Source organism: Streptomyces sp. TLI_146, assembly GCF_002846415.1.
In the GTDB taxonomy this organism is placed as follows: domain Bacteria; phylum Actinomycetota; class Actinomycetes; order Streptomycetales; family Streptomycetaceae; genus Streptomyces.
In genome coordinates this window covers 1,004,735-1,025,343 of record NZ_PJMX01000001.1, presented here as the reverse complement: position 1 = coordinate 1,025,343, position 20,609 = coordinate 1,004,735, and the positions used below count along the sequence as shown (strand labels likewise).

General features: G+C 70.2%; 26 protein-coding genes and 2 pseudogenes. 12 read left to right on the top strand and 16 right to left on the bottom strand.

Annotated elements, in window-relative coordinates:
* The first annotated feature begins 367 nt into the window (after positions 1-367).
* Positions 368-835, top strand: a complete 468-nt coding sequence (locus BX283_RS04675; protein ID WP_101386391.1) for a DUF5994 family protein — start codon at positions 368-370, stop codon at positions 833-835.
* 61 nt (positions 836-896) lie between these two features.
* Positions 897-1,523, top strand: coding sequence for an STAS domain-containing protein (locus BX283_RS41400; protein ID WP_101386390.1), 627 nt, complete (start codon positions 897-899; stop codon positions 1,521-1,523).
* Between the two features lie 101 nt (positions 1,524-1,624).
* Here BX283_RS41400 and BX283_RS04665 read toward each other — a convergent pair whose 3' ends face one another.
* The 4 genes from BX283_RS04665 to BX283_RS04645 form a co-directional block, all read right to left on the bottom strand.
* Entirely contained in the window at positions 1,625-2,341 is a 717-nt protein-coding gene (locus tag BX283_RS04665; protein ID WP_101386389.1) for a GAF and ANTAR domain-containing protein, read from the bottom strand.
* Between the two features lie 79 nt (positions 2,342-2,420).
* Positions 2,421-3,185 (bottom strand): GAF and ANTAR domain-containing protein, encoded by a 765-nt coding sequence (locus tag BX283_RS04660; RefSeq protein WP_257581963.1) that lies wholly within the window; start codon positions 3,183-3,185, stop codon positions 2,421-2,423.
* 114 nt (positions 3,186-3,299) lie between these two features.
* The gene (locus tag BX283_RS04655; protein WP_101386387.1) at positions 3,300-3,473 is read right to left on the bottom strand and encodes a CsbD family protein; all 174 of its coding nucleotides are present in this window, start codon (positions 3,471-3,473) and stop codon (positions 3,300-3,302) included.
* Between the two features lie 318 nt (positions 3,474-3,791).
* Positions 3,792-4,022, bottom strand: a complete 231-nt coding sequence (locus tag BX283_RS04645; RefSeq protein ID WP_101386386.1) for a hypothetical protein — start codon at positions 4,020-4,022, stop codon at positions 3,792-3,794.
* Positions 4,023-4,382: 360 nt separating this feature from the next.
* On the opposite strand from BX283_RS04645, the gene BX283_RS04640 reads away from it, so the two are divergent.
* From BX283_RS04640 to BX283_RS04630, 3 genes are all read left to right on the top strand, one after another.
* Complete coding sequence (locus BX283_RS04640; RefSeq protein ID WP_101386385.1) at positions 4,383-4,652, top strand: hypothetical protein; 270 nt, start codon at positions 4,383-4,385, stop codon at positions 4,650-4,652.
* A gap of 240 nt (positions 4,653-4,892) precedes the next feature.
* Positions 4,893-5,249, top strand: a complete 357-nt coding sequence (locus tag BX283_RS04635) for a PRC-barrel domain-containing protein (RefSeq protein WP_101386384.1) — start codon at positions 4,893-4,895, stop codon at positions 5,247-5,249.
* Between the two features lie 370 nt (positions 5,250-5,619).
* Positions 5,620-6,327, top strand: a complete 708-nt coding sequence (locus BX283_RS04630; RefSeq protein ID WP_257581960.1) for a hypothetical protein — start codon at positions 5,620-5,622, stop codon at positions 6,325-6,327.
* A 46-nt stretch (positions 6,328-6,373) separates the two neighbouring features.
* Here the strand turns inward: BX283_RS04630 and BX283_RS04625 are convergent, their stop codons facing one another.
* The 3 genes and pseudogenes from BX283_RS04625 to BX283_RS04615 form a co-directional block, all read right to left on the bottom strand.
* Positions 6,374-6,976 carry a hypothetical protein gene (locus BX283_RS04625; RefSeq protein WP_143676381.1) on the bottom strand — a complete coding sequence of 201 codons (603 nt, stop codon included), beginning with the start codon at positions 6,974-6,976 and terminating at the stop codon, positions 6,374-6,376.
* 65 nt (positions 6,977-7,041) lie between these two features.
* Complete coding sequence (locus BX283_RS04620) at positions 7,042-7,443, bottom strand: STAS domain-containing protein (protein ID WP_101386382.1); 402 nt, start codon at positions 7,441-7,443, stop codon at positions 7,042-7,044.
* A gap of 371 nt (positions 7,444-7,814) precedes the next feature.
* A pseudogene (locus BX283_RS04615) lies at positions 7,815-8,140 on the bottom strand (Rrf2 family transcriptional regulator); the annotation flags it as partial.
* Between the two features lie 2 nt (positions 8,141-8,142).
* Between BX283_RS04615 and BX283_RS04610 the strand changes: the two are divergent.
* Both BX283_RS04610 and BX283_RS04605 read left to right on the top strand, forming a co-directional pair.
* Positions 8,143-8,770, top strand: a pseudogene (locus BX283_RS04610) (SDR family oxidoreductase); the annotation flags it as partial.
* A 97-nt stretch (positions 8,771-8,867) separates the two neighbouring features.
* The gene (locus BX283_RS04605; protein WP_101386381.1) at positions 8,868-9,557 is read left to right on the top strand and encodes an alpha/beta fold hydrolase; all 690 of its coding nucleotides are present in this window, start codon (positions 8,868-8,870) and stop codon (positions 9,555-9,557) included.
* 20 nt (positions 9,558-9,577) lie between these two features.
* On the opposite strand, the gene BX283_RS04600 is transcribed toward BX283_RS04605, so the two are convergent.
* Positions 9,578-10,420, bottom strand: coding sequence for a helix-turn-helix transcriptional regulator (locus tag BX283_RS04600; RefSeq protein WP_101386380.1), 843 nt, complete (start codon positions 10,418-10,420; stop codon positions 9,578-9,580).
* Positions 10,421-10,564: 144 nt separating this feature from the next.
* Here BX283_RS04600 and BX283_RS04595 point away from each other — a divergent pair, with 144 nt between their 5' ends.
* Positions 10,565-11,299 (top strand): SDR family oxidoreductase, encoded by a 735-nt coding sequence (locus tag BX283_RS04595; protein ID WP_101392128.1) that lies wholly within the window; start codon positions 10,565-10,567, stop codon positions 11,297-11,299.
* 218 nt (positions 11,300-11,517) lie between these two features.
* A complete protein-coding gene (locus BX283_RS04590; protein ID WP_101386379.1) occupies positions 11,518-13,344 on the top strand; it encodes an ABC transporter ATP-binding protein in 1,827 nt (608 codons plus the stop codon).
* Between the two features lie 9 nt (positions 13,345-13,353).
* Here BX283_RS04590 and BX283_RS40485 read toward each other — a convergent pair whose 3' ends face one another.
* Positions 13,354-13,509, bottom strand: a complete 156-nt coding sequence (locus BX283_RS40485; RefSeq protein WP_180357050.1) for a hypothetical protein — start codon at positions 13,507-13,509, stop codon at positions 13,354-13,356.
* Positions 13,506-14,213: a hemerythrin domain-containing protein gene (locus BX283_RS04585; protein ID WP_257581954.1), complete on the bottom strand. Its 708-nt coding sequence runs from the start codon at positions 14,211-14,213 to the stop codon at positions 13,506-13,508. Before BX283_RS04585 ends, BX283_RS40485 begins: the two co-directional genes overlap by 4 nt.
* 152 nt (positions 14,214-14,365) lie before the next feature.
* On the opposite strand from BX283_RS04585, the gene BX283_RS04580 reads away from it, so the two are divergent.
* Positions 14,366-15,271 carry a LysR family transcriptional regulator gene (locus tag BX283_RS04580; RefSeq protein WP_101386377.1) on the top strand — a complete coding sequence of 302 codons (906 nt, stop codon included), beginning with the start codon at positions 14,366-14,368 and terminating at the stop codon, positions 15,269-15,271.
* Between the two features lie 76 nt (positions 15,272-15,347).
* On the opposite strand, the gene BX283_RS04575 is transcribed toward BX283_RS04580, so the two are convergent.
* The 5 genes from BX283_RS04575 to BX283_RS04555 form a co-directional block, all read right to left on the bottom strand.
* On the bottom strand, positions 15,348-15,722 hold the full coding sequence (locus BX283_RS04575) for a hypothetical protein (RefSeq protein ID WP_101386376.1): 375 nt from the start codon (positions 15,720-15,722) through the stop codon (positions 15,348-15,350).
* Between the two features lie 74 nt (positions 15,723-15,796).
* The gene (locus BX283_RS04570) at positions 15,797-16,186 is read right to left on the bottom strand and encodes a roadblock/LC7 domain-containing protein (protein ID WP_180357049.1); all 390 of its coding nucleotides are present in this window, start codon (positions 16,184-16,186) and stop codon (positions 15,797-15,799) included.
* Between the two features lie 38 nt (positions 16,187-16,224).
* Entirely contained in the window at positions 16,225-17,019 is a 795-nt protein-coding gene (locus BX283_RS04565; protein ID WP_180357048.1) for a transcriptional regulator, read from the bottom strand.
* Positions 17,016-17,408 carry a hypothetical protein gene (locus tag BX283_RS04560; RefSeq protein WP_101386374.1) on the bottom strand — a complete coding sequence of 131 codons (393 nt, stop codon included), beginning with the start codon at positions 17,406-17,408 and terminating at the stop codon, positions 17,016-17,018. The genes BX283_RS04565 and BX283_RS04560 overlap by 4 nt, the downstream gene beginning before the upstream one ends.
* Positions 17,409-17,705: 297 nt before the next feature.
* Positions 17,706-18,026: a hypothetical protein gene (locus tag BX283_RS04555; protein WP_143676380.1), complete on the bottom strand. Its 321-nt coding sequence runs from the start codon at positions 18,024-18,026 to the stop codon at positions 17,706-17,708.
* Between the two features lie 666 nt (positions 18,027-18,692).
* Here BX283_RS04555 and BX283_RS04550 point away from each other — a divergent pair.
* Complete coding sequence (locus BX283_RS04550) at positions 18,693-18,899, top strand: DUF5988 family protein (RefSeq protein ID WP_101386372.1); 207 nt, start codon at positions 18,693-18,695, stop codon at positions 18,897-18,899.
* A 228-nt stretch (positions 18,900-19,127) separates the two neighbouring features.
* Complete coding sequence (locus BX283_RS04545) at positions 19,128-19,469, top strand: hypothetical protein (protein ID WP_101386371.1); 342 nt, start codon at positions 19,128-19,130, stop codon at positions 19,467-19,469.
* Positions 19,470-19,622: 153 nt separating this feature from the next.
* Here the strand turns inward: BX283_RS04545 and BX283_RS04540 are convergent, their stop codons facing one another.
* A complete protein-coding gene (locus BX283_RS04540) occupies positions 19,623-20,507 on the bottom strand; it encodes an MBL fold metallo-hydrolase (protein ID WP_257581949.1) in 885 nt (294 codons plus the stop codon).
* Between the last annotated feature and the right edge of the window lie 102 nt (positions 20,508-20,609).

Sequence of the window (20,609 nt, the reverse complement as noted above, 5' to 3'; positions counted from 1 at the left end):
CCTGGTGTCTTCGCTCGCCGAGAACGACGCCGACGCGGAGGTCGGGGTACGAAGTGCTCTCGGTAACTCCAGCGTACTCCTTGGTAGGGGCGATGAGGGGAGTGCCGGGGAGGGAGATTCGGCTGGTGGCGTCGTGGGGGCGGCGTCGGACGGAGGGGCCCCGGGGTCCGCCCGGCACGTGTGAGCCGGGCCAATCCTCCGCCGGTCGGCCCGGAGGACCGCCGCGCCGCACCGTCGGCGGCGAGCGGCGCCGCGGCCACCCGGAGTACCGTGAAACAGCGGCGTCGTCTCGCCGCTCAACCACCACAGGGATGTCCGTACCGGCGCATGGCGACGTGTCGGCACACCCGCAGGCAGGCGAACCACCATGGCGGAATCCGACACCCCCACCCCGGCGAGACTCCTTCCGGACGCCGTTCACCGAGCGGTGAAGCCCGGAACGGCGCTCCTGCGACTGGAGACGGTCCGGTCCCGTGAAGGGGTTCTCGACGGCGCGTGGTGGCCGCGCTCCCGTGACATCGCGGAGGAACTGCCCGCGCTGATCACCGCGCTGACCGAGCACCTCGGCCCCATCACGCGGGTCGGGCTCGATGCCACCGCCTGGCGGGGAATCCCGACACGGCTGGTGATCGACGACCGTGTCGTGCACCTCGACTCCTTCCCGGTCGGTGACGACACCGTCCTCGTCACCCGCGGTGACAACGACCATTTCTCGCTGCTCGTGGTCCCTCCGGACACGACCGCCGACGCCGCGCGCACCGCGATGGCCCGGGCCGTGCACGCCGACAACATCTCCGAAGCCGCACAGATCCTCATAGCGACCACTCCCGGCTGAGGCCGTTCCGACGGCCGGCGCGGCGAGACGGAACAGCAGCCCGCCCGTGGCCGGGCGGCCCATGAGCCGCGCCAGGGCCGGGGCGCCCAGCCCGTGCGCCGCGCGGGGCTGGTCGTGGCTGAGGGGCAGGACTAGGGTGAGGGCTGCGCCCCAGCCCCCGGCAGCGTGCCGATCCGCTCCGAGGAGGCCCAGGGTGTCGACGATTCCCCGAACCACTTCTTCGCCCGCCGGTGCACTGTGTCTGCACCCTGGGCAGGGCGCCCGTACGTCCGCACAGGGGCGCGGGTCACCGCCCGCGCCCACCGTCCCGGGCAGTCGGCCGCCGCCCGCCGCCCGGGGCACCGAAGGATGCGTGGTCATCACCGTCCGTGGACGTCTGGGCCTCACCACTCTTCCCCGGCTGCGCGAACGCCTTGTGCGGGTGTCCCACGGTCCCGCAAACCCCTTGGTCCTCGACCTGTCGGGCGTGACCTCCTGCGACGCCCTCGCCTTGGGACTGCTCGTCGCCACCGCACGCCGGGCCCGCTCCTTCGGCGGCGGGCTGTGCCTCCTCGCACCGAGTCCCAGCGCCACCGCGGCTTTGGGCGCCGCGGGGCTGACCCGGCTCCTCCACGTCCGTTCCGACCTCGGCACAGCGACCGGGACCGTATTCGCCGCGCCTGCCCCGGATTTCGGGCAGGCGGCGTAGACAGGGCTTCGCCGCACAGTGGATGCCGGGCAGGGGGGCTCCTCCTTGGGCGCGCGAGAACGCGCCGCGCCGGCACCCGCTTGCTGCTTCGGGGGCCGGTGTCAGGTGCCAAGGCCGGTGAGTGGTTCCGCATCGTCGATGAACGCACGTGCGAGGTCGGACAGACGGCGGTTGTGGGCGCGGGCGTAGCCGCGCAGGGCGGTGAAGGCCTGTTCCATGTCGATGCCCTGGCGTTCGGCGAGTTTGCCCTTGGCCTGTTCGATCAGCACCCGGCTGTTCAGTGCGGTTTGCAATTGCTCGTTGAGGACCGTGCTGCGCTGGGTGGTGCGGTGCTGGAGGAGGCTGATGGTGGCCACGTCGGCCAGCGCCTGGGCGATGTGGGTGGCCGAAGGGTCGAAGGGACCGGGGGCGGTACGGAAGAGGTTGAGCGCGCCCACGACGTCGTCGCGCAGGCGCATCGGCAGGGCCTGGACGGCCGAGAAGCCGCTCTGCCTGGCCAACGCGGTGAAACGCGGCCAGCGGGCCACCTCCTGGCTGAGGTCGGGGATGTCCACGGGGGCGCCGGTGCGGAAGCACTCCAGGCAGGGACCCTCGTCGTTCTGGAGCTGGAAGAGCTCCAGTAGGCGTACGCGTTCGTCGGAGGCAGCCATGACACGGAGTTCGCCGTCGCGGTCCGCGAGCAGCACGCCGACGGCACTCGCCGCGAGCAGAGCGGCGCACCGGTCCGTCAGCAGGCGCAGGAAGTCGATCAGGTCGAAGTCGGCGACCAGATTGTCCGCCAGCTCGACGAACGTCTTGGCCAGGAGCTGTTCATGCATGGCAACGCCCTTTGCTGGGAGTGGTTCCACCGGAATGAGGCGGCCGACCGGGCGGCGCAGTTGGATACCTGCCGACACGTCACTCCTCGTCATCGCAAGGATCCTCGCCGGCGCCGGAGCCGGAGCCGGAGCCGGAGCCGGAATCGGAATCGGAATCGGGGGAGAAGCGGAGCCGGTGGGCCACCACGTCGGCGGCCACCTCGGCGAGCCGGAGGCCCGTGGCGTACGCGTGGGCACGGAGCCGGACGAAGGCGGCGTCGATGCCGACGCCGAGCTGGACCGTGAGGATGCCGGTGGCCTGGTCGATCTCGGCCCGGTACCTGCCCAGGTCCTCCCTCCGTCCGTCCCCCGGCAGGTCGGCCGAACGGTCTCCCGATTCGTCGATCTGTGCGTCGAGGAGAACCAGTGTCGTGAAGTCGGCGAAGGCCAGGGCATCGGCCAGCTCCTCGGCGTTCAACTCGACGGGCACGCTGGAGTACAGATCCAGGACCCCCGGGCTGATCGCCCCGACCTGCAGGGGGAGCGCGAAGACCGCGCGTACTCCGGCTTCCAGGGCGGCGTCGGAGAACACCGGCCAACAGTCCTGCAGCCTCCGCGTCAGAAGATCCGGTGTCAGGACGGCGGCGCCCTGAGCGAAGGCATCGACGCACGGCCCTTCGCCCAGCATGAGTTGCAGTTCTTCGAGCCGCTCGCTGATGTCGTCGGTGCTGCACAGCGGATGGCTGGCCGTGTTCCGGAACATCGCCGACACTCCCGCTCCGTCGACCGGCAGCGCCGCCACGGCTGCGGTGCACACATCCACCACGGCGAGCCGGGCACCGCGCAGCGCCGCCTGCCGCGCCACCTGGCTCCGGATCCGCGCCGACCGGTTACCCGTTGTCATGAAGCATGCCGTCCGTCCGATGGGTGGTGCTCGAATCGTGCGGCGACGTCGGAGCCGGGGCAGCCGCCGGCCGGATCAGTGCTTGAAGGTGTCCTTGATGTGCTCGCCGGACTGCTTGAGGCTGCCGGCGTGACTGTTGGCTCTGCCCTCCCGCTTCAGGCGCCTGTTTCCGGTGGCCCGGCCGACGCCTCCTTTGATTTTCCCGGAGATCGTCTGTGCCGTGTTCCTGATCTTGTTCCCCACCCTCATGGCTTTCCCTCTCGGACTACCGGCGGCTGCGGCTGAACCGTCGGCCGTCGCGTCCACCCATGGTGAAGCTGACGGTCCACAAGACGAGGAGGACGGCGGCGACCCAGCCAGAGGATCTGCATGGTGAAGCCGAAACCGAGCAGGATCAGGACGAGACCGAGCAGGATCAGGACGAGTAGGGGCAGCAGAATCCACACCATGGCCGGGCCTCCGGGTCGGAAGGAGAGTTCCTGGATTCCGCGGGGTCCGGGCGAAACGGGAAGAGGATGCCCGGCCCGAACGATCCGGAGCGGCATGGCCCTACGCCGTACCTGGCAGTCAACTCCCGGCGAACTCCCGTGTCAACGCCACGGTGAGTCGGGGGAGCGGAGCCGGGTTCCCCGTGGCGAACGGAGCTTCAGCGGCCTCTGCTCCGGACGCGGTGGGCGCGGCGGCCGGAGGCCGATCGGGCTCGGTCCGCGGCAGAACGCGGTCCTCCCACCAGGCCAGGCCCATGACCATGGCGAGCAGGACGAAGGGGGTGAGAGTGGGGAACAGTAGCGCGTACATGTGGTACCGCCTGTTGTCTGGACGTGGGGCAGAGAGGCGGTGGGACCATGCCTGAGCTGCCCGATGTAGGGAGCACCGAGGCCGTCCGGTCAGGGTCGCGGTGCGCGGACGTGGCACCGATGCGCCGGGGGGCGCTCCCGAGGGGGCGCGGTAACTGCTCGGCGCTGCCGGGGTCCTGGGCACGCTCCGCGCACGCTAGTGCGGTCGGCGCACTCCGAACAGTCGTCAAGGCGCCATCTGCGCACTTCGTTACGGAAGGTGCCCGGCGGAGAGTTTTCGCCGCCCTCCCACGGGACTACGCTGTCGAGTGAGGCCCCAGTCCCCGGTTGCGATGACCTGATCCGCGCCCGGAGGCCCGCCATGATCGTCCTGCTCACTCTTCTCGTCATGGTCCTGTTCGGGCTCGGTTTCCTGAACGGCATCTGGTGGGTGGCCGCAGCCGTGGTGGTGTTCGCCGGCTTCCGGTACGGGCGGGACGGCTGGGGCCGCGGTGACGATTCCGGATTCCGGAACTACCGCGACTACCGGGACCGCGTGGACCGCTGGGATCGCCGCTACAGCCGTCAGCGCCGGGGCCGGTGGAACCGCCAGGACCGCGAAGACCGCCGCGACCGCGAGCGTCACTGGTGACCGAGTCCGGGGCGTACGCAGTGCACAAGACGTCACTCGGCGAAGCGCCGAAGCTCTTGAGGAGCGGGCGCGGATATTTCCCGTACTGGCGCCTATGTTTACTCATTTCCGGCCAGTGCCTGGTTCTCCGAATTTTATTCGGATGTTTGGTGAAGCCGGATGAGGGGACCCGGACAGCGGCAGTCGAGCGGAGGGGAATCGCCTCCTCTGCTCTCCTGAAAATCAAATGGAGAGGCATTCATGACTGACATGTGGGGCTACCCGCAGACCGCCGGATATCAGGCGGGAAATGACCTGACCGGCTACAAGGTGGAGGCCACCGACGGCACCATCGGCAAGGTCGACAAGCATTCCGACGAGGTCGGCTCCGCGTACATCGTGGTCGATACCGGCGTATGGATCTTCGGCAAGCACGTGCTGTTGCCGGCCGGCACGGTCAAGAGCGTCGACGTGTCCGCGCGAAAGGTGTACGTGTCCCGGACGAAGGACGAGATCAAGAACGCCCCCGAGTTCGACAAGGAGAAGCACCTGGGTGATGAGGACTACCACCAGAGCCTCGGCGCGTACTACCAGACCCCGCGCAACATGCCCCGATAGTACGGGGCTTCCGAGGTGGCGGTCGGCCGGATCACGGTCGGCCGCCACCTGTGCGATCCGGGGCTATGCTGCTGAGAGGACGTCCCAGACCCCGGCGCCGCAACGCGAGTTGGCTGCGATGCCGCTGGAAACGGGCCTCCGTCCGGTCTCCGGCGCATCCCCCTGATGGACCGAACCGGGTACGGCACCTGAACTCGGGCCGCCGGACCGTCTGTCGCTCCGTCTTACCGTGCGTCCATCCGACCCGGAGCACCGCCATGCGCATCCTGAAGTCGACCGCCCACCGGCGCGGCAGCAAGAACGAGGCGCCGGTCCGCGCCCGTACCGTCGGCCGCTCGCCCCGGCCCGGCCGCCGGGCAGGTGCCCCGTGATGGCCGGCTCCAGCCCCGGGCAGGCGCAGAGGCTGGCAGGCTACGAGCCGTCCACGGGCGGCGCGGTGTACCTGCGGGGGCTGAGCCGCTGGCAGGCCGAGTCCCAGCGGGAAGACCTCGCGGACCTGTACGTGGAGTCCACCGGCGCGGTGTCCGGTGAGGAGTACCGCAGCAGAGAGGGTTTCCTGCGCCGGTTCGCCGTCGATGTGCGGCGGCCCGGCTTCGACATGACGGCCGCGGAGGCCACGGTGCCGGGCGAGGCCTCCGTCCTGGTGGGGTGTGCCTTCGGCTTCCCCGTGCGGCGCGACGGTACCTGGTGGCGCGGGTTCCTCGGGGCGCTTCCGCAACGCATCGAGCAACTCACCGCATCCGGTCACGTCTTCGCGATCACCGAGGTCATGGTCCATCCGCACGAGCGTGATCGTGGCCTCGCGCGCCATCTGCAAGAACGGTTGCTCGCCGACCACCAGGCGTCCCTGGGCGCCACGCTGGTGGACCAGACCAACCATGCGGTGTACGACGCGTTCCGGTCCTGGGGCTGGCAGGACATCGGAGGGATCATCCGCCGACAGCCCGGTCCCGCACTGCTGCGGGTGCTGGTTCTTCGCCTCGGCGAATGGACACCCTCGAAACCGGACGGCCTGGCCCACAACCCGGAGACGGAGCGACCCCGCGAAGCGGACGGATTGGACCCGGGCATGAGGTGACCGTTCGGCAACTCGGTGCCCCACAGGCACCGATGCGGGCCGTGCCCTAGAGGTGAAACGCGGCAGACCCCCGGCGTGGCGCACGAGCGGCAGCCGGGCTGCCGTCGCGAGGAAGGACCAGGACCCGCCGTACGGTCCGGCTGGACGGCCGCCGTATTTCACCGACGTCCTCCCATCCCCAGGACCGGAACGCGGCGTGGGTCGTACGGTCTGCCGGGTTCACCAGGGCCACCCCGAGCGAGGCGTGGCGGGCGGCGAGCAACTGCTCCTGCAACTGCTGGGCGAGGCCGTGGTCCTGTTCGCGCGGATGGGCCACGATCTCGGTGACCGCGAGGACACGCCCGGACGCGGTGAGGCGGTCGACTCTCCGGGGCAGTGCTCCCTCGAAGCCGAGCCACCGGATTCCGTCCGGTCGTACGGGATAGCCGAAGGTGCATCCGGCCAGTGCCGTCGTCTCCGCGATCAGCATGGCGAACGCCGGCTGTCGGACACTGGCCGCGAGGCGGCGCAGGAAGCCCTGTCGGCCGGGGTGCTCCGCAGCGAACGGGCAGCCGGGATCCACCATGTACAGATAGGACTCCACGTACAGATCCGCCAGGTCTTCCCGCAGGTCCTCGGCCTGCCGGCGGCTCAGCTGCCGAAGACGCATCCCCTCCATGGGGGCTTCGCCCGCACCGGGATGCCTCTGCTGCCGCTCGCGCCCGGGCCAGGCCGTCATCGCGCACCGCCCGCGCTCGCGCCCGTAACGGGCTGTGGCGACACCGCGCCGTGGCCGGAGAGTGGCGGAGTCGACGGGGTGGGGAGCGGACGAAGCAGGAAGGTGGAGCCGGTGAGTTCGAGGAGCCGGTGCAGGGCGGATGACGGGTAGTGCAGTCGCAGGGTGCCTCCCGCGGCCGTCGTGCGGTCTGCCGCGTCGAGGAAGGTGTTGAGGCCGCTGCAGTCGCAGAAGGTGACAGGGGTCAGATCGACGTCCACAGTCCGTATCCCGTCGTGCAGGCACCGCGCCAGCGTCTCCTGCAGCAGTGGTGCGGTGGCGAGGTCGATCTCACCGGCCAGGGTGATGAGGGCCCGGGCCTTGCGGTCGTGACGGTAGACGTTGAGCTGGGGGAGGGGCATGGTGCCTCGGTTCATGTGGCCCGCCGCGCGATGCGGTACAGCGATGCCGGAGTCGGCGCCTCGGTCCCGCATGTCGCGGTGCGGGTTTCGGTGCGCGCGGAGGCGGACGAGTGGCTTCGGTGCCGGGTTTGGATCCTGGCCCGGAGTTCCGGGGTCACTCCTCGAAGGGTGCGCCTGCCGAGAGGACCGGGGTCCACTCCGGCGGGCATCGTGGTCATTCGACATGTGCCGCCGGGGGCTTGGGCGTCTGTCTGGCAGCATAGCCCGCAGACTGACGGATGACTCCGGTCACCGGCAGGCAAGTCCCGTCGTCCGGTTCGGAGCCGGCGCCGACGGGCGATCCGTCCGTGCGCCGGCGGCACCGTGAGCCTTCAGCCGTCGGAGGCGTGCGCCGAGTCGAGCCACGCGCCGATGCCCGGCAGGGCCTCGGGTCCGCTGTCCCGCTCCACCGAGCCGACTAGGTCCGCCACGGAGACACCCCGCAGTGACGCCCGCCAGGCGGCGTCGGCGGCCGCCATCGCACGGGCGATGGGGCACGGCCTCGTGCACTCCTCGGGCGGTGTCCCCAGGGGGCCCGCTGCCGGATCTCGGCGCACACGAACGCCGGATTCGCACCGTCGACCGCCTGCACCACGTCCAGAACGGTGATGTCGGAGGCCGCCCTGGTCAGTACGTATCCGCCGGTCTTTTGGACTGATCATGAAGATCACGGTCATCGGAGGCACCGGACTGATCGGTTCCCAGCTCGTCGACCTGCTCCGCGGGGCCGGACACGAGGTGGTCGCCGCATCCCTGTCGGCCGGAGTCGACCTGCTCACCGGTGAGGGGCTCGACCCGGCGCCGGCGGGCGCGGACACGGTCGTGAACGTGACGAACTCCCCGACGTTCGACGAAGCCTCCCCGGACTTCTTCCGCACCACCCTGGGCCACCTGCTGGCCGCGGGCGAGCGCGCGGGCGTACGCCACCAGGTGATCCTCTCCATCGTCGGAGTCGACCGGGTGCCGCGACTGGACTACCGTGCGAAGACTCTCCAGGAGGAGCTCCTGCGGCAGGGACCCACCGCGTACTCGATCGTGCGTGCCACCCAGTTCTTCGAGTTCATGGACGCGGTCATGTCGTGGAGCACCGAGGACCGTCCGGCTGCCCTCCACCCCGGTTCAGCCCATCGCGGCGGCAGATGTCGTCGAAGCCCTCGCTGACGTCGCCACCGCGCCCCCGCGCAACGGCAGCCTCAATGTCGCCGGCCCCGATGTCTTCCCCCTGGACGAGCTCGGCCGCCTCACGGTGTCGGCCCGCCAGGACCACCTCACCGTCGTCACCGACGAGCACTCCGCCCAGCGGCGCGCCCACCGCCCGATGAGTTCGGCGAGGACCGACAGTCACAAGGGGAAGAAGGCCACGTCCCCGCGCGGAAGGTGCACCCATGACCACGTACGTGTTGATTCCCGGAGCCGGCGGCTCCTCCTGGTACTGGCACGGCGTCACGGACGAACTGCGCCGCCGGGGGCGGGACGTGGTGGCCGTGGACCTGCCGGGAGCGGACGCCGGGGCGGGGCTGCCGGAGTACGTGGACACGGTCGTCGAGGCGGTCGGTGGGCGCGGGGATCTGGTGGTGGTCGCCCAGTCCCTCGGCGCGTTCACAGCGCCTCTGGTGTGCGCGCGACTGCCCGTGTCGCTCCTCGTGCTGGTCAACGGGATGATCCCGCGCCCCGGCGAGACAGCGGGGGAGTGGTGGGCCAACACCGGCCAGGAAGCGGCACGCCGCGCGCAGGACGTGCGCGAGGGCCGTGACCCGGACGCGCCCTTCGACGTGGCGACGTACTTCCTGCACGACCTGCCGCAGGCCGAGATCGACGCCTCGGGGGAGCACGCGGCGGAGGAGTCCGACGCGGTCTTCGCGACACCGTTCACCCTCGACGCGTGGCCGAAGGTACCGACCCGAGTCGTGACCGCCCGCGACGACCGGCTCTTCCCCGCAGCCTTCCAACGCCAAGTGGCACAGGACCGCCTCGGCATCACACCCGATGAGGTGCCCGGCGGTCATCTGGCGGCGCTGAGCCACCCGAAGGAGCTGGCCGACCTGCTGGAGGCGTACGTCCGGGCGGGGGCGTGAGGCCAGCGGACATGAAGCGGTCAGCCGGTGCCGGACCGTGCCCGTCGGCGTGTGGCGGCGAGTGTGCCCAGCAGGGTGAGAGCGCCCGCGCTGGGACTTCCCGGCTCCGCGTGGTAGATCAGCAGCTGCTGGCCGGGTGCGCCGCGTACGTCGAAGCTCTGGTACGTCAGTGACAAGGGGCCCACCTCGGGGTGGACGAGTTCCTTCGCGCTGCGCGTCTTGCCGTGGACGGTCTGGGCGCGCCACAGCGAGCTGAACTCCTCGCTGGCGGCGGTCAGGTCGGTGACGACCGCGCGCAGACGCGGGTAGTCCGGGGAGAGGCCGGTGGCCTGGCGCAGGGCGGCGACGGTCGCCTCGGCCACCCGGTACCAGTGGACGAAGAACCGGCGTGCGGCGGGATCGCGGAAGGTCATACGGGCGAGGTTGTCGGCCCGTTGGAAGGGGGAGAACAGCTCGTCGGTGAGGGAGTTGGCGGCCAGGAGGTCCATGGCCGGGTCGATCACGAACGCCGGAGTGTCGGGGAAGGCGTCAAGGAGCTTCCGCAGTGCGGGACTTGCGCTCTCGTGCGGCTGCGGGCCGCCGCCGTCCGGCATGCTGCCCGCGAGGCGGTAGAGGTGAGCGCGGGCGTCGTCGTCCAGGTGGAGCGCCCGGCAGAGCGAGTCGAGGATCTGCGGGGAGGGGCGGCGTTCGCGGCCCTGTTCCAGGCGGGCGTAGTAGTCGGCGTTCATGCCCGCGAGTACGGCCACCTCCTCCCGGCGCAACCCGGCCACCCGGCGCCGCCCGTACGACACCAGGCGCACGTCGTCAGGGTGCAGCCGGGCTCGGTGGGCCCGTAGGAAACTACCCAGTTCACTGCTCGTCACCGCGTCAGCCTACGGCCGCCGCCGTCGCGGTGCCTGGGTGCGCCGTACCCAGGCAGAAGCCGTCCTGGCCGGAGCGTGCAGCGTCGCCGACCGTTGCCTCATCCACTCGTGCAGCGGGCCGAGTCGACGGAGAAGGAGCGCATCATGACGAGGATCGCCAAGGCGGTGCTGATCACCGGGGCCAGCAGTGGCATCGGCGCGGCGGCCGCGCGCCGGCTGGCGGCCGACGGCCACCGGGTCTACCTCGGGGCCCGGCGCGCCGATCGCCTGGCGGCGCTGGCCGGTGAGATCGCCGCGGCGGGCGGCAGTGCGGCGTTCCGCCGCCTGGACGTGACGGACGCCGTCGACGTCCACGCCTTCGCCGAGGCCGCTCGGGCCGAACTCGGCCGCATCGACGTCCTGGTGAACAACGCGGGGGTCATGCCGCTGTCCCGCCTCGACGCGGTGCGGACCGACGAGTGGGACCGCATGATCGACGTGAACCTGCGGGGTGTGCTGCACGGCATCGCCGCGACGCTGCCCGTGATGCGGGCGCAGGGCGGCGGCCACATCGTGAACATCGCCTCCGTCGGCGCCTACGAGGTGTCGCCCACGGCGGTCGTGTACTGCGCCACCAAGTACGCGGTGCGGGCGATCTCCGAGGGATTGCGGCAGGAGTCGGACGGGAGCATCCGCGTCACCGTCGTGTCGCCGGGCGTCACCGAGTCAGAGCTGGTCGACCATCTCGCGGACGCCGAGGCACGCCGGATCATGCAGACGTATCGTGCCGTCGCCCTGCCCGCCGCGGCGATCGCCGAGGCCATCGCGTACGCCGTCGCCCAGCCGCCGGAGGCCGATGTGAACGAGATCGTGCTGCGCCCGGCCGCCAGCGCCCAGTGAGGTGCTCCGCAGGGCGGAAGCACAGCGGCTCAGACCGGGGCCATCACCAACCATCCGTAACGGGGATTCCGTAGGGTCCGGACATGTGCGGGGCGACCCTCAAGACGGTGGACGGAGCGTATGTGCGAGAGCCGGTCGGGCGAAAACCCGTGGACCGTGCGCCTGCCGACGCGGGACACTCATGTGTTCACCTGCCGGTCCGAGAGCACAGGGTTGGGATGGGATCACCTGAGTCGCGTGAATCGCGCGAGGGCTTACCGAGCAGGGGCTCGGTGCTCCTCGCACTTCGTTACTACGGGCGCGAACTGGCCCGGCTGCGGCGGCTGACCGCGCCGGCGATGCTGTTGCCGGCGGTCGGCAACATCGGCATCCAGTACATCGCGCCGCTGGTCGTGGCCAAGCTCGTAGCCCGGATCGCCGGGGACGGAGGCAGCGTCGGCATGGGCCCGATGCTGCCCTACGTCCTCGGCTTCGCCGGGGTGCTGCTGTTGTCGGAGGCATTGTGGCGCGTCGGGCTGCACTGCCTGAACCGCCTCGATGCCCGTGGTGTCGAGCACTTGTATGTCATCGGGATGGACGAGCTGTTCGCCAAGGACGCCGCCTTCTTCCACGACAACTTCGCCGGGTCGCTGACCAAGCGGGTACTGAGCTTCGCCACCCGCTTCGAGGACTGCGTCGACACACTGACGTTCAACGTCGTCGGCAGCTTCGTGCCGCTGGTGTTCGCGTCGGTGGTGCTGTGGCAGTACGACCCACTGCTCGTGGTGGGGTTGCTGGTGCTGATCGGGCTCACAGCGGCCTGCGTGACACCCCTGATCCGGCGCCGTCAGGCGCTGGTCGCCGAGCGCGAGCAGGCGATCGCCCGGGTGTCGGGCCATGTCGCCGACAGCCTGATGAACATGGACACGGTCCGGTCGTTCGCCGCCGAGGAGCGCGAGGCCGCCGAACACCGCTCGCGGGTCGCGGAGTCGCGCCGGCTCACCCTGCGCTCGTGGGACTACGGCAACCTGCGCATCGACACACTGGTCGCACCCATGTCCGTCCTGACCAATGTGCTGGGCCTGCTGCTCGCCATCGGGCTCGGTGGCGGAGAGCACGGCGTCGAAGCGGTCATCGTCGCCTTCACGTATTACGCCAACGCGACGCGGATCATGTTCGAGTTCAACCAGATCTACCGCCGTCTGGAAAGCTCGATGACGGAGGCCTCGCAGTTCACCGAGCTGCTGCTCGAACCGCCGACCGTGCTGGACCCGGCGGTCCCGGAGCCGCTGCCGGTCCGGGCGGGCGAGGTGCGCTTCGAAGGGGTGACCTTCGCCCACGCGGGTGGGCGGCCCCTCTTCGAGGGGCTCGACCTGGCGGTGCCCACCGGGACGAGGATCGGTCTCGTCGGCCGGTCGGGCGGCGGCAAGACCACGCTGACCCGGCTCCTGCTGCGGATGACGGACATCGACGGCGGGCGGATCCTGATCGGCGGGCGGGACATCAGCAGGCTGCGGCAGGGCGAACTGCGCAGCCTGATCGCCTACGTGCCGCAGGACCCGGCGATGTTCCACCGGACGCTGCGGGAGAACATCGCGTTCGCCCGGCCGACCGCCACCGACGAGGAGATCCGCCGCGCGGCCGAGGCGGCGCACGTCACGGAGTTCGCCGACGCGCTTCCCGACGGCTTCGACACCATGGTGGGCGAGCGCGGGGTGAAGCTGTCCGGCGGCCAGCGCCAGCGTGTGGCCCTCGCCAGGGCCATCCTGCGCGACGCCCCGATCCTGCTGCTCGACGAGGCGACCAGTGCGCTGGACTCCGAGAGCGAGATCCTCGTCCAGGACGCACTGTGGCGGTTGATGGACGGGCGTACGGCGCTCGTGGTGGCGCACCGGCTGAGCACGGTCGCCACCATGGACCAGCTGGTCGTCCTCGACCGCGGACGGATCGTCGAACAGGGCACGCACCACAAGCTGCTCGCCTCGGGCGGCGCCTACGCGAAGCTGTGGCAGCACCAGTCGGGCGGCTTCCTCGACGACACCCCCGAGCGGGTGGACCGGCGTTGACGGTGGCGGTCAGTCCGCCGACCGCGCCGACCCGGCGGAGTATGTGCCGGTGGCCACGGCCACCAGGGCGAGCCATCGTTCCAGCGATACGGCTGCCGCCGGTTCGGGATCCGTATCGGCAGGGAAGCGGGAGCCGGGTTCCTCGATGGGCTCGACAGTCGTCATGTCAACTCCTTGACTGGTTGCGCGTCCATGGCCGTGGACGCGGCCGTGGGCAGCGGGTAGCGGGAGGAGGGCACCTGGATCCTCCACCGGTCCAGCAGCGCGTACTCGGGTTGCCACTGATACGTGTACGCGCGGCGCACATGTGTCGGCAGCTGGGCCAGTACGACGGTGGTGGTGTGCTCGTCGGCGCCTTCCAGGAGCCAGGGCAGGAGCTGCGCCGCGTGGGGAGCGATCCGCTGGGCGTGGACGCATCCGAAGTGCTCCCACTCCTGCTCGTCCACGACGGCCTGGACCAGCGGAAACACGGCGTCCTCCTCGTGGGCGAGATGCCCGGCGAGACCGGTGATCAGCGAGTGGGCGAGCTCGCTGAGGAGGACCGGGTCGGTGCCCGGGTCGGCCAGGGCCTCGTCGACGGTGGCGACGAGACGGGCGAGCACGGCGTGCTCGACCTCGATCGCCTCCAGCCGCGTGAGGTCGTACGGTCGGCCGTCCAGGGCGCGGCGCAGTGCGGGCCACAGGGCGTCGTCCTCGGCGCGGTGGTGGGCGCGCAGGGCCCGTCTGAACATCTCCCAGCCGGCGGCGCCCCGCAGGACATGCCGGGGATCGGGGTCGTACCGGGCGGTGATACGGGCGATGTGCCGCAGCTCCCGGCGCAGCGCGTCGTGCATCGCGTGCATCACGGTCATGTCGAGTCTGTCGTTCACGTGGGGGTGTCTCCATGCGACGGCCATGGGATCGCCGCTGGTGGCGGCGTGTCTCCCGGGTGCCTCCAGCTTCCGGCGGCGGCGCGTCCGGATCAACGTAGACTTCGCGCGGTGATCGATAACGCTGCGGTTATCGCGGTGCGGGGGCGACGATGGAACTGCGTGACATAGAGATCTTCCTGGCCTTGGCGGAGGAGTTGCACTTCGGCCGGACCGCCGAACGGCTCCGGATCTCGCAGGCGCGGGTGAGCCAGGCGATCAAGAAACAGGAACGGCGCATCGGCGCCCCGCTGTTCGACCGCACCAGCCGCTCGGTGACTCTGACCCCGGTCGGCAAGGCCCTGCGCGTCGAGCTCCAGCAGGCCTACGACCTGATCCAGGGCGGGCTCGCCCGCGCGAGCGAGGCGGCGCTGGGCGTGCGGGGGACGATCAGGCTGGGTGTCCTGGGCGTCCTCGCCCACGAACTGCGACCCCTGATCGAAGCGTTCGGGGCCCAGTACCCCGACTGCGACGTCGAGCTCGTCGAGATCCACTTCAGCGACCCGTTCACACCGCTGCGCACCGGCCGCACCGACGTGGAGCTGCTGTGGCGGCCCGTCCACGAACCCGACCTCAGCGTCGGCCCCACCGTGCTCACCGAGGGCCGCGTCCTCGCGGTCACCACAGCCTCGCCCCTGGCCGGGCGGGAGTCCGTGTCGCTGGAGGACCTCGGCGGGCTGCGCCTGCTCGACCCCGGTTCCGAGGCGCCCGCGTACTGGTTCGAGGCCATGGTTCCCACGTACACACCGTCCGGGCGCCGGATCGCGCGCGGGCCGGTCGCCCGGACGTTTCACGAGTTGCTCGCCCTGGTGGCCGGCGGTCACCTCGCCTGCCCGGTCAACGGCCATGTCGGGCGGTACTACACACCTCCCGGCATCGCCTTCCTGCCGGTCCACGACGCTCCGCTCACGGAGTGGGCGCTCGTGTGGTCCACCGCGAGCGAGAGCGCCCGGCTGCGGGCCTTCGTTCAGACGGCGCAGGACCTCGGCACGATCCACATCAGTGACGGGGTGTGCTGAGCGCCCTTAGGGAGAGGACGTGGACGTGCCGGGTCCGGCCTCGGCCCCGGCACGTCTTGCCCGTACGGAAGCAGCCTCACACTTCCAGCATGTCCTCCACCCGCCGCAGTTGATGGCGGGCCATCGCCAGGTTCGCCCGGCTCTTGTCGAGGGCCAGGTAGAGGAACAGACCGGTGTGGCCACGGCTCTTGAGCAGCCTGATCAGGTGGTACTGACTGCCGAGGGTGATGAGGATGTCCTCGATCTCGTCCTTGAGGCCCAGCAGTTCCATGGTCCGCACCTTCGCGCGGACCACGTCGGTGTTTCCGGCGGCGGCCACCGACAGGTCCAGGTCCTTGCCGCCGCCCAGGGTGCCGAGGGCCATGCCGCTGCTGTAGTCGACGAGTGCCACGCCGATCGTGCCCTCGATGGAGGTCATCGCTTCCTTGAGCGCGGTTTCGGTGTTGCCCATGGGGTTCGCACTTCCTTTCCGGTGGGTGCTGTGTGACGTGTTCCGGGGCCGAGCGGCCCGGGGTCCGGTGCTGGTCATGAGGTCTCCAGCCGTTCGAGCGCGCCGTCGACCAGTTCGCCGATCCGGGCTCCGGCCCGGCGGGCCTCCAGATGGAGACGGCCGACGTTGGTGCGCGGCAGGGCGAGCAGGGTGAGCACCGCGGCGGAGCCCGCCGCGTAGGTGGCGGCGTAGCCGTCCTCGCCTTGGACGAGGAGCTCGCGGAAGGCGCCGCGGCCGGTGGTGTGGGTGAGCCGCTGGGCGACGCCGAGGGCCGCGGCGGTCAGCGCGGCGACGGACTCGGCGTCGTCGATGGCGTCCTGGGCGAGGACGAGGCCGTCGACGCTGGCGGTCAGGGCGCCGGTGACCTGAGGCAGGCGGGTGCGCAGGCGGCGTAGTTCGGCGAGGATCTCGGCCTCGGCCGTCATCAGCTGTCTCCTTTCGGCGCGTTGGCGCAGGGCGCGGATCACGGCATGGCCTCCAGGGCGTCCCGCAGCCTGCGGAGCAGGGCTTCGTCCGAGGGCTGGGCCGACTCCGCGCAGGCGCGCGCGACCCAGTCGGGCACGGTCTCGGCCGGGGCGGGCGCGAGGGGGGTCTCGACCGCGCCGACCGCAGCGAGCCTGCGCACGTCGACCATGGTGTGAAAGGCGGGGCGGCCCAGCAGCCGGGCGATGGTGCCCGGGGTGCGGACGCCGTCCACAGCCGCGAGCAGGGCGCGCTGGCGGACGGTGACCGGCAGGCCCGGGCGGTCCGTCACCGGGACGACGGGCGCGGTGTCGACCTCGGGGTGGGGCCAGATCCGGTCGAGCAGTTCCCTGCGGCGGGTGGCTTCCCGGGCCAGCGCGTGGGCGGTGACGGGTCGCACCGCGCCGATCCAGTGCACGGCACCGTACCGGAACCGGGTGGGTCCTTTGCCGGGTGCCAGCGCGAAGAAGGCGGCGTCGTGGAGTGCGCCGAGATGGCACAACTCAAGCTCTCCGCACGCGACTTGGCCGCTCTCGACGAGGAAGCGGCCGACCGTCCCGCGCCCGCCCGCCTGGTCCACGGCGCGCTGCCAACCCTCCGGGCGCACCCGGCCGCTCGCGGTGAGCAGCACCTCAAGGCCGGGTGCGGCGGGGCTCTCGGCGTGGACCACCTGTCCGTCGACGAGATAGAGCGTGCCCGTGTCGCGCAGCAGCGCGCCGGTGGCCCGCTCGGCCACGAGCCGTACCAGCATGGGCGACACGAGCACCGCGTCGCAGGGATCTTCGGTGAGCGTCATCCGAGAACCAGCCGTTGTGCCAGGTCGCGCAGGCGCAGCCGGGCCATGGCGAGGTTGCCCTGCTCGCGGTCGAGCCACAGATAGAGGAAGAGGCTGCTGTCGAAGGTCGTCTCGACGAAACGCAGCAGGTGGTAGCCGGTACGGGCGGTGACGAGCACGTCCTCGACCGGCAGGAGCCCCGCCGGATCCGCCTCGTCCGCCACGAAGGCGGGGTGTTCGGCCGCCGTCCGGGCGAATTCGGCGGCCTCGGCGGCCGTCGTCTCGTGGTCACCGCAGGGTGAGTCGCCGATGGTTCCCAGGGCCAGCCCGCTGGTCCAGTCGACCACCGCGGCGCCGCGCACGCCGGGCAACCCCATGGACTCCAGCAGACACTCATCGATTCCAAGCACGCGCGACTTCCTCCCCTGGCGCCGCGAACGGGCTCCGCGCGTGGTGCTCGAACGCGGCTGAGGTGACGAGAGGTTACGCAGCGTGTTGCCCATGAGGGGAATTTCCGGCATTTTCCAGCGGAACATGCGCGAGGTTGGCTAGGGTGCGCCGGTTTGGGACTTGGCGGCTGGGGGCACCCCACCCCTTCCGGACAACGGCGAAACCGGTCGGGCGACATGGTGTCGCCCGACCGGTTTCGCCGAGCCCTGGCCGTCGTTCACGCACGTGCTGCCGAAGGCCGGGCCAGTCCCCTCATGTCACCCTGCCGTGCATACGCGCGGCGCGCTCTTCTTGAGGTCGAGCAGCCGGAAGTAGTTCTCCCCGAGGGCGATGTCACGGAAGGCCCGGTCGTTCAATGCCTTGTTGATGTGGCTGGTGACTTCGAGTTCCTGCGCGTAGGTGTGGTAGTCCTTGTCGCGGGAGGCGACGAAGCCGGTGCCGGGAATGGCCCTGGTGGGATACCGGTCGAACGCGGCGTACTTCTGCCGCACTCTCGGCTCGCTGAAATGGCTGTCTTCCAGGACCCGCCGGCTGAGGTCCAGTGTGAGATTCGGACGCTTGTCCAGCAGTCTCTTCATGATGGTGATGGGAATCCGACGCTCCCGCAGCACCTTCATGAACGGCGCTCAGTTCTTGGAACGCTCCCGGGAATTCCTTGTCGTACAGGTCGATGCCGGGCGGCATCGTCTCGGGGTGGTTGAGGTCTATAAAGGTCATGGAGACCGCGAGTTCGGGATCCTTGGGCTTCGACGCCAGATAGTTCTCGGCGTTGGCGAAGTCGTTCTTCATGCTCGGCACCACGGGAGTGCCGGGCAGTTCAGGTAATAGGTACAGGGGGGAGTTCACGGGCAGCATCTGCCCGATGCCGTACATGCTCGCGTGCCGGACACCGCTCTTGCGCAGATACCCGGTGAGTTCCTCGAACCCGATCGCGGGCCCGCCGAACGGGCGGAAGCGCAGATGACGACCCATCAGGTGCGGCCGCACGGGCCAGGGAAATGTGCCCGGGGAGTAGGCGCCACAGCCTCGCCGCGAGAGCCGTGCGGACGGGCGAAGTTGTTCGACAGGTCACCCGGACGCCAGTACGCCGACCTTCGACGGCCTTCCGGAGAGCACGACGGACTCGTCCGCAATACGATCGCGGCATTCCTCCACTGGAGGGGTTCGGGAGTGCCGGGCATTCGTTCCGTGCGTGACCGGGTAGAGAATGAGTTCGCCATACAGACACACGTAAGGAGTTGACTGTGTCAAACGCCGCGAAGGCCGTACTCGAAGGCGGGCCGGAGGAGCTGCCGGAGCGCATCGTCACCCTCACCGAACCCGACGCCCAGGTGAAGGTGCCGTTCAGAGGAGGTTACGAACACTTCGATCCCACGGAACGGCTCAAAGACACCGCTGAGGGACAGCTGAAGGTCTACCAGTGGACCTATCGCACCGAGATCGCCGAGTAGCTCGCGGACGTGCCGATACGGTCACCGCCAGGGCGGAGCACGGATTTCAACCATTTCCGCGCTCTACGGGAACGGCGCACCCCGGAAACCATCTGCGCCAAGATCTGCTGGCCGATATGCCACCCGAGGAGCACCTTGCGGTGGCGGTCGTGGACTACCGCCTGACAGAGTGCGCGATAGGCCATCGTGCCTCCGACCAACGAGAGAGAAGAAGGAGTTGGGTACGTCATGAAGGCAGCCCGCCTATTAGGTTCCCTCGGCATTGCCACCCTGTCCGTGGCCGGTCTCACCCTCAGCGCTGCGGCCCCCGCGAACGCGACGCCGCACGTGACCTGCATGATTGGCCGAGGTGGTACGTTCACGACGGTCGGCATCCACTGCAACCGTCAAATTCCTTCCGACCAGGCCACCACAGTCACCCTGCTCGACCGCTACACCGTCGAAACCTGGCGGTGCCTGAACGACCCGCCGGTGTACTTCTTCGTCAGCCCCGCCACGAACCTCGCCCGTGAGCTGCGGGTAGAAGAAGGAAACACCTACGTAGGCAACTACTGCACACAACTGAGCTAGACCTCGCCTTCCTGCTGCACCGCAGCAGTGCGAGGCCCCCTCAATCGCACCCCCCGCCCACAGCCGGGTGACCGCCCCGGCTCGGCGGCAGCGGCCGACAGGGGTGTCCACGTCCGCCTCTCGGCGCAGGACTGACTCACCCATCGGATCCGATCAGGCGTCCACGGGCCGCCAAGCCGGGCCGTCCCCGTCCTGCTGGACGCGGCCGAACACCACGTCGGCGAAGTGGACGCCGAAGCCGATCGTGCCGGGCTCCGACAGTTCCGCGACGAGGCGGTGGCGGTGGTCGGCGGTGGCGGCGAGGTCGTGGTCGAAGCCCGAGGACCAGTCGGGGTGGTCGATCTGGACCGGCGAGTGCACGGCGTCACCGAAGGCGATCAGCCGACGTCCGCCCCCGGTGATGACGTACTCGGCGTGCCCGACGGTGTGGCCGGGGGTGATCCGTACGCGGACGCCGGGGAAGATCTCCTGCCCGTCCGCGATCGTCCGTACGCGAGCTGCTAGGGCGGCGACCTGGGCGGTCATGCCCTGGGCCTCCAGGAGGTCGCGCCGGTCCCACTCCGGCTCGGAGATCAGGTAGTCGGCGCGGGCGAATACGGGCTGGTCACCGCCGGGGGCCAGGTGGCAGGCCCAGCCGATGTGGTCGGCGTGGAGGTGGGTGAAGGCCACCGCTTCGATGTCCTCGGGGCTGCGGCCGAGTTCGGCCAGACTGCGCACGAGCGCGCCGCCCTGGATGGCGCCGAGGGGGCCTTCCGGCTCCTCGTGTGTCTGAGGGCCGAAGCCCGTGTCGATCAGCAGCGCGCGGCCACCGTGCTCGACCAGCAGGGCGCCGACGCTCCCCACGAGGTGGCCCGTGGCGTCCAGGTACTCCGGGTGCGCGGCCCACACCTCGTCGGTGCTGTCCTTCAGCAGTTGCAGCGGCCGCAGGCGTACATCGCCGTCCGGAACGTACGACACCTTCGTGTCACCCAGCTGGATCGAGCGGATTCCCGCCGGGCGGCGCAGTCGTACGGTCTGGTCCACCATCAAGTCGGACATGGATGCTCCCCTGTGAGTTGCCGTCAGGTCGTGGGTGCCGCCGCGCTCCTGCGGCGGCGAGGCCCACCATAAGCATCAAGCTTGAATCATTCAAGCTGTAAA

Excerpts from the sequence above, each read along its gene's own strand:
- BX283_RS04540 (WP_257581949.1), bottom strand. The coding sequence starts at position 20,507 with ATGTCCGACTTGATGGTGGACCAGACCGTACGACTGCGCCGCCCGGCG.
- BX283_RS04570 (WP_180357049.1), bottom strand. The coding sequence starts at position 16,186 with ATGACGGCCGAGGCCGAGATCCTCGCCGAACTACGCCGCCTGCGCACC.
- BX283_RS04545 (WP_101386371.1), top strand. The coding sequence starts at position 19,128 with ATGAAGGCAGCCCGCCTATTAGGTTCCCTCGGCATTGCCACCCTGTCC.
- BX283_RS04620 (WP_101386382.1), bottom strand. The coding sequence starts at position 7,443 with ATGCCCCTCCCCCAGCTCAACGTCTACCGTCACGACCGCAAGGCCCGG.
- BX283_RS04595 (WP_101392128.1), top strand. The coding sequence starts at position 10,565 with ATGACGAGGATCGCCAAGGCGGTGCTGATCACCGGGGCCAGCAGTGGC.
- BX283_RS40485 (WP_180357050.1), bottom strand. The coding sequence starts at position 13,509 with ATGACGACTGTCGAGCCCATCGAGGAACCCGGCTCCCGCTTCCCTGCC.
- BX283_RS04640 (WP_101386385.1), top strand. The coding sequence starts at position 4,383 with ATGATCGTCCTGCTCACTCTTCTCGTCATGGTCCTGTTCGGGCTCGGT.
- BX283_RS04605 (WP_101386381.1), top strand. The coding sequence starts at position 8,868 with ATGACCACGTACGTGTTGATTCCCGGAGCCGGCGGCTCCTCCTGGTAC.
- BX283_RS04645 (WP_101386386.1), bottom strand. The coding sequence starts at position 4,022 with ATGTACGCGCTACTGTTCCCCACTCTCACCCCCTTCGTCCTGCTCGCC.
- BX283_RS04655 (WP_101386387.1), bottom strand. The coding sequence starts at position 3,473 with ATGAGGGTGGGGAACAAGATCAGGAACACGGCACAGACGATCTCCGGG.
- BX283_RS04675 (WP_101386391.1), top strand. The coding sequence starts at position 368 with ATGGCGGAATCCGACACCCCCACCCCGGCGAGACTCCTTCCGGACGCC.
- BX283_RS04630 (WP_257581960.1), top strand. The coding sequence starts at position 5,620 with ATGGCCGGCTCCAGCCCCGGGCAGGCGCAGAGGCTGGCAGGCTACGAG.
- BX283_RS04590 (WP_101386379.1), top strand. The coding sequence starts at position 11,518 with ATGGGATCACCTGAGTCGCGTGAATCGCGCGAGGGCTTACCGAGCAGG.
- BX283_RS04625 (WP_143676381.1), bottom strand. The coding sequence starts at position 6,976 with ATGCGTCTTCGGCAGCTGAGCCGCCGGCAGGCCGAGGACCTGCGGGAA.
- BX283_RS04575 (WP_101386376.1), bottom strand. The coding sequence starts at position 15,722 with ATGGGCAACACCGAAACCGCGCTCAAGGAAGCGATGACCTCCATCGAG.
- BX283_RS41400 (WP_101386390.1), top strand. The coding sequence starts at position 897 with ATGAGCCGCGCCAGGGCCGGGGCGCCCAGCCCGTGCGCCGCGCGGGGC.
- BX283_RS04635 (WP_101386384.1), top strand. The coding sequence starts at position 4,893 with ATGACTGACATGTGGGGCTACCCGCAGACCGCCGGATATCAGGCGGGA.
- BX283_RS04665 (WP_101386389.1), bottom strand. The coding sequence starts at position 2,341 with ATGCATGAACAGCTCCTGGCCAAGACGTTCGTCGAGCTGGCGGACAAT.
- BX283_RS04565 (WP_180357048.1), bottom strand. The coding sequence starts at position 17,019 with ATGACGCTCACCGAAGATCCCTGCGACGCGGTGCTCGTGTCGCCCATG.
- BX283_RS04580 (WP_101386377.1), top strand. The coding sequence starts at position 14,366 with ATGGAACTGCGTGACATAGAGATCTTCCTGGCCTTGGCGGAGGAGTTG.
- BX283_RS04555 (WP_143676380.1), bottom strand. The coding sequence starts at position 18,026 with ATGAAGAGACTGCTGGACAAGCGTCCGAATCTCACACTGGACCTCAGC.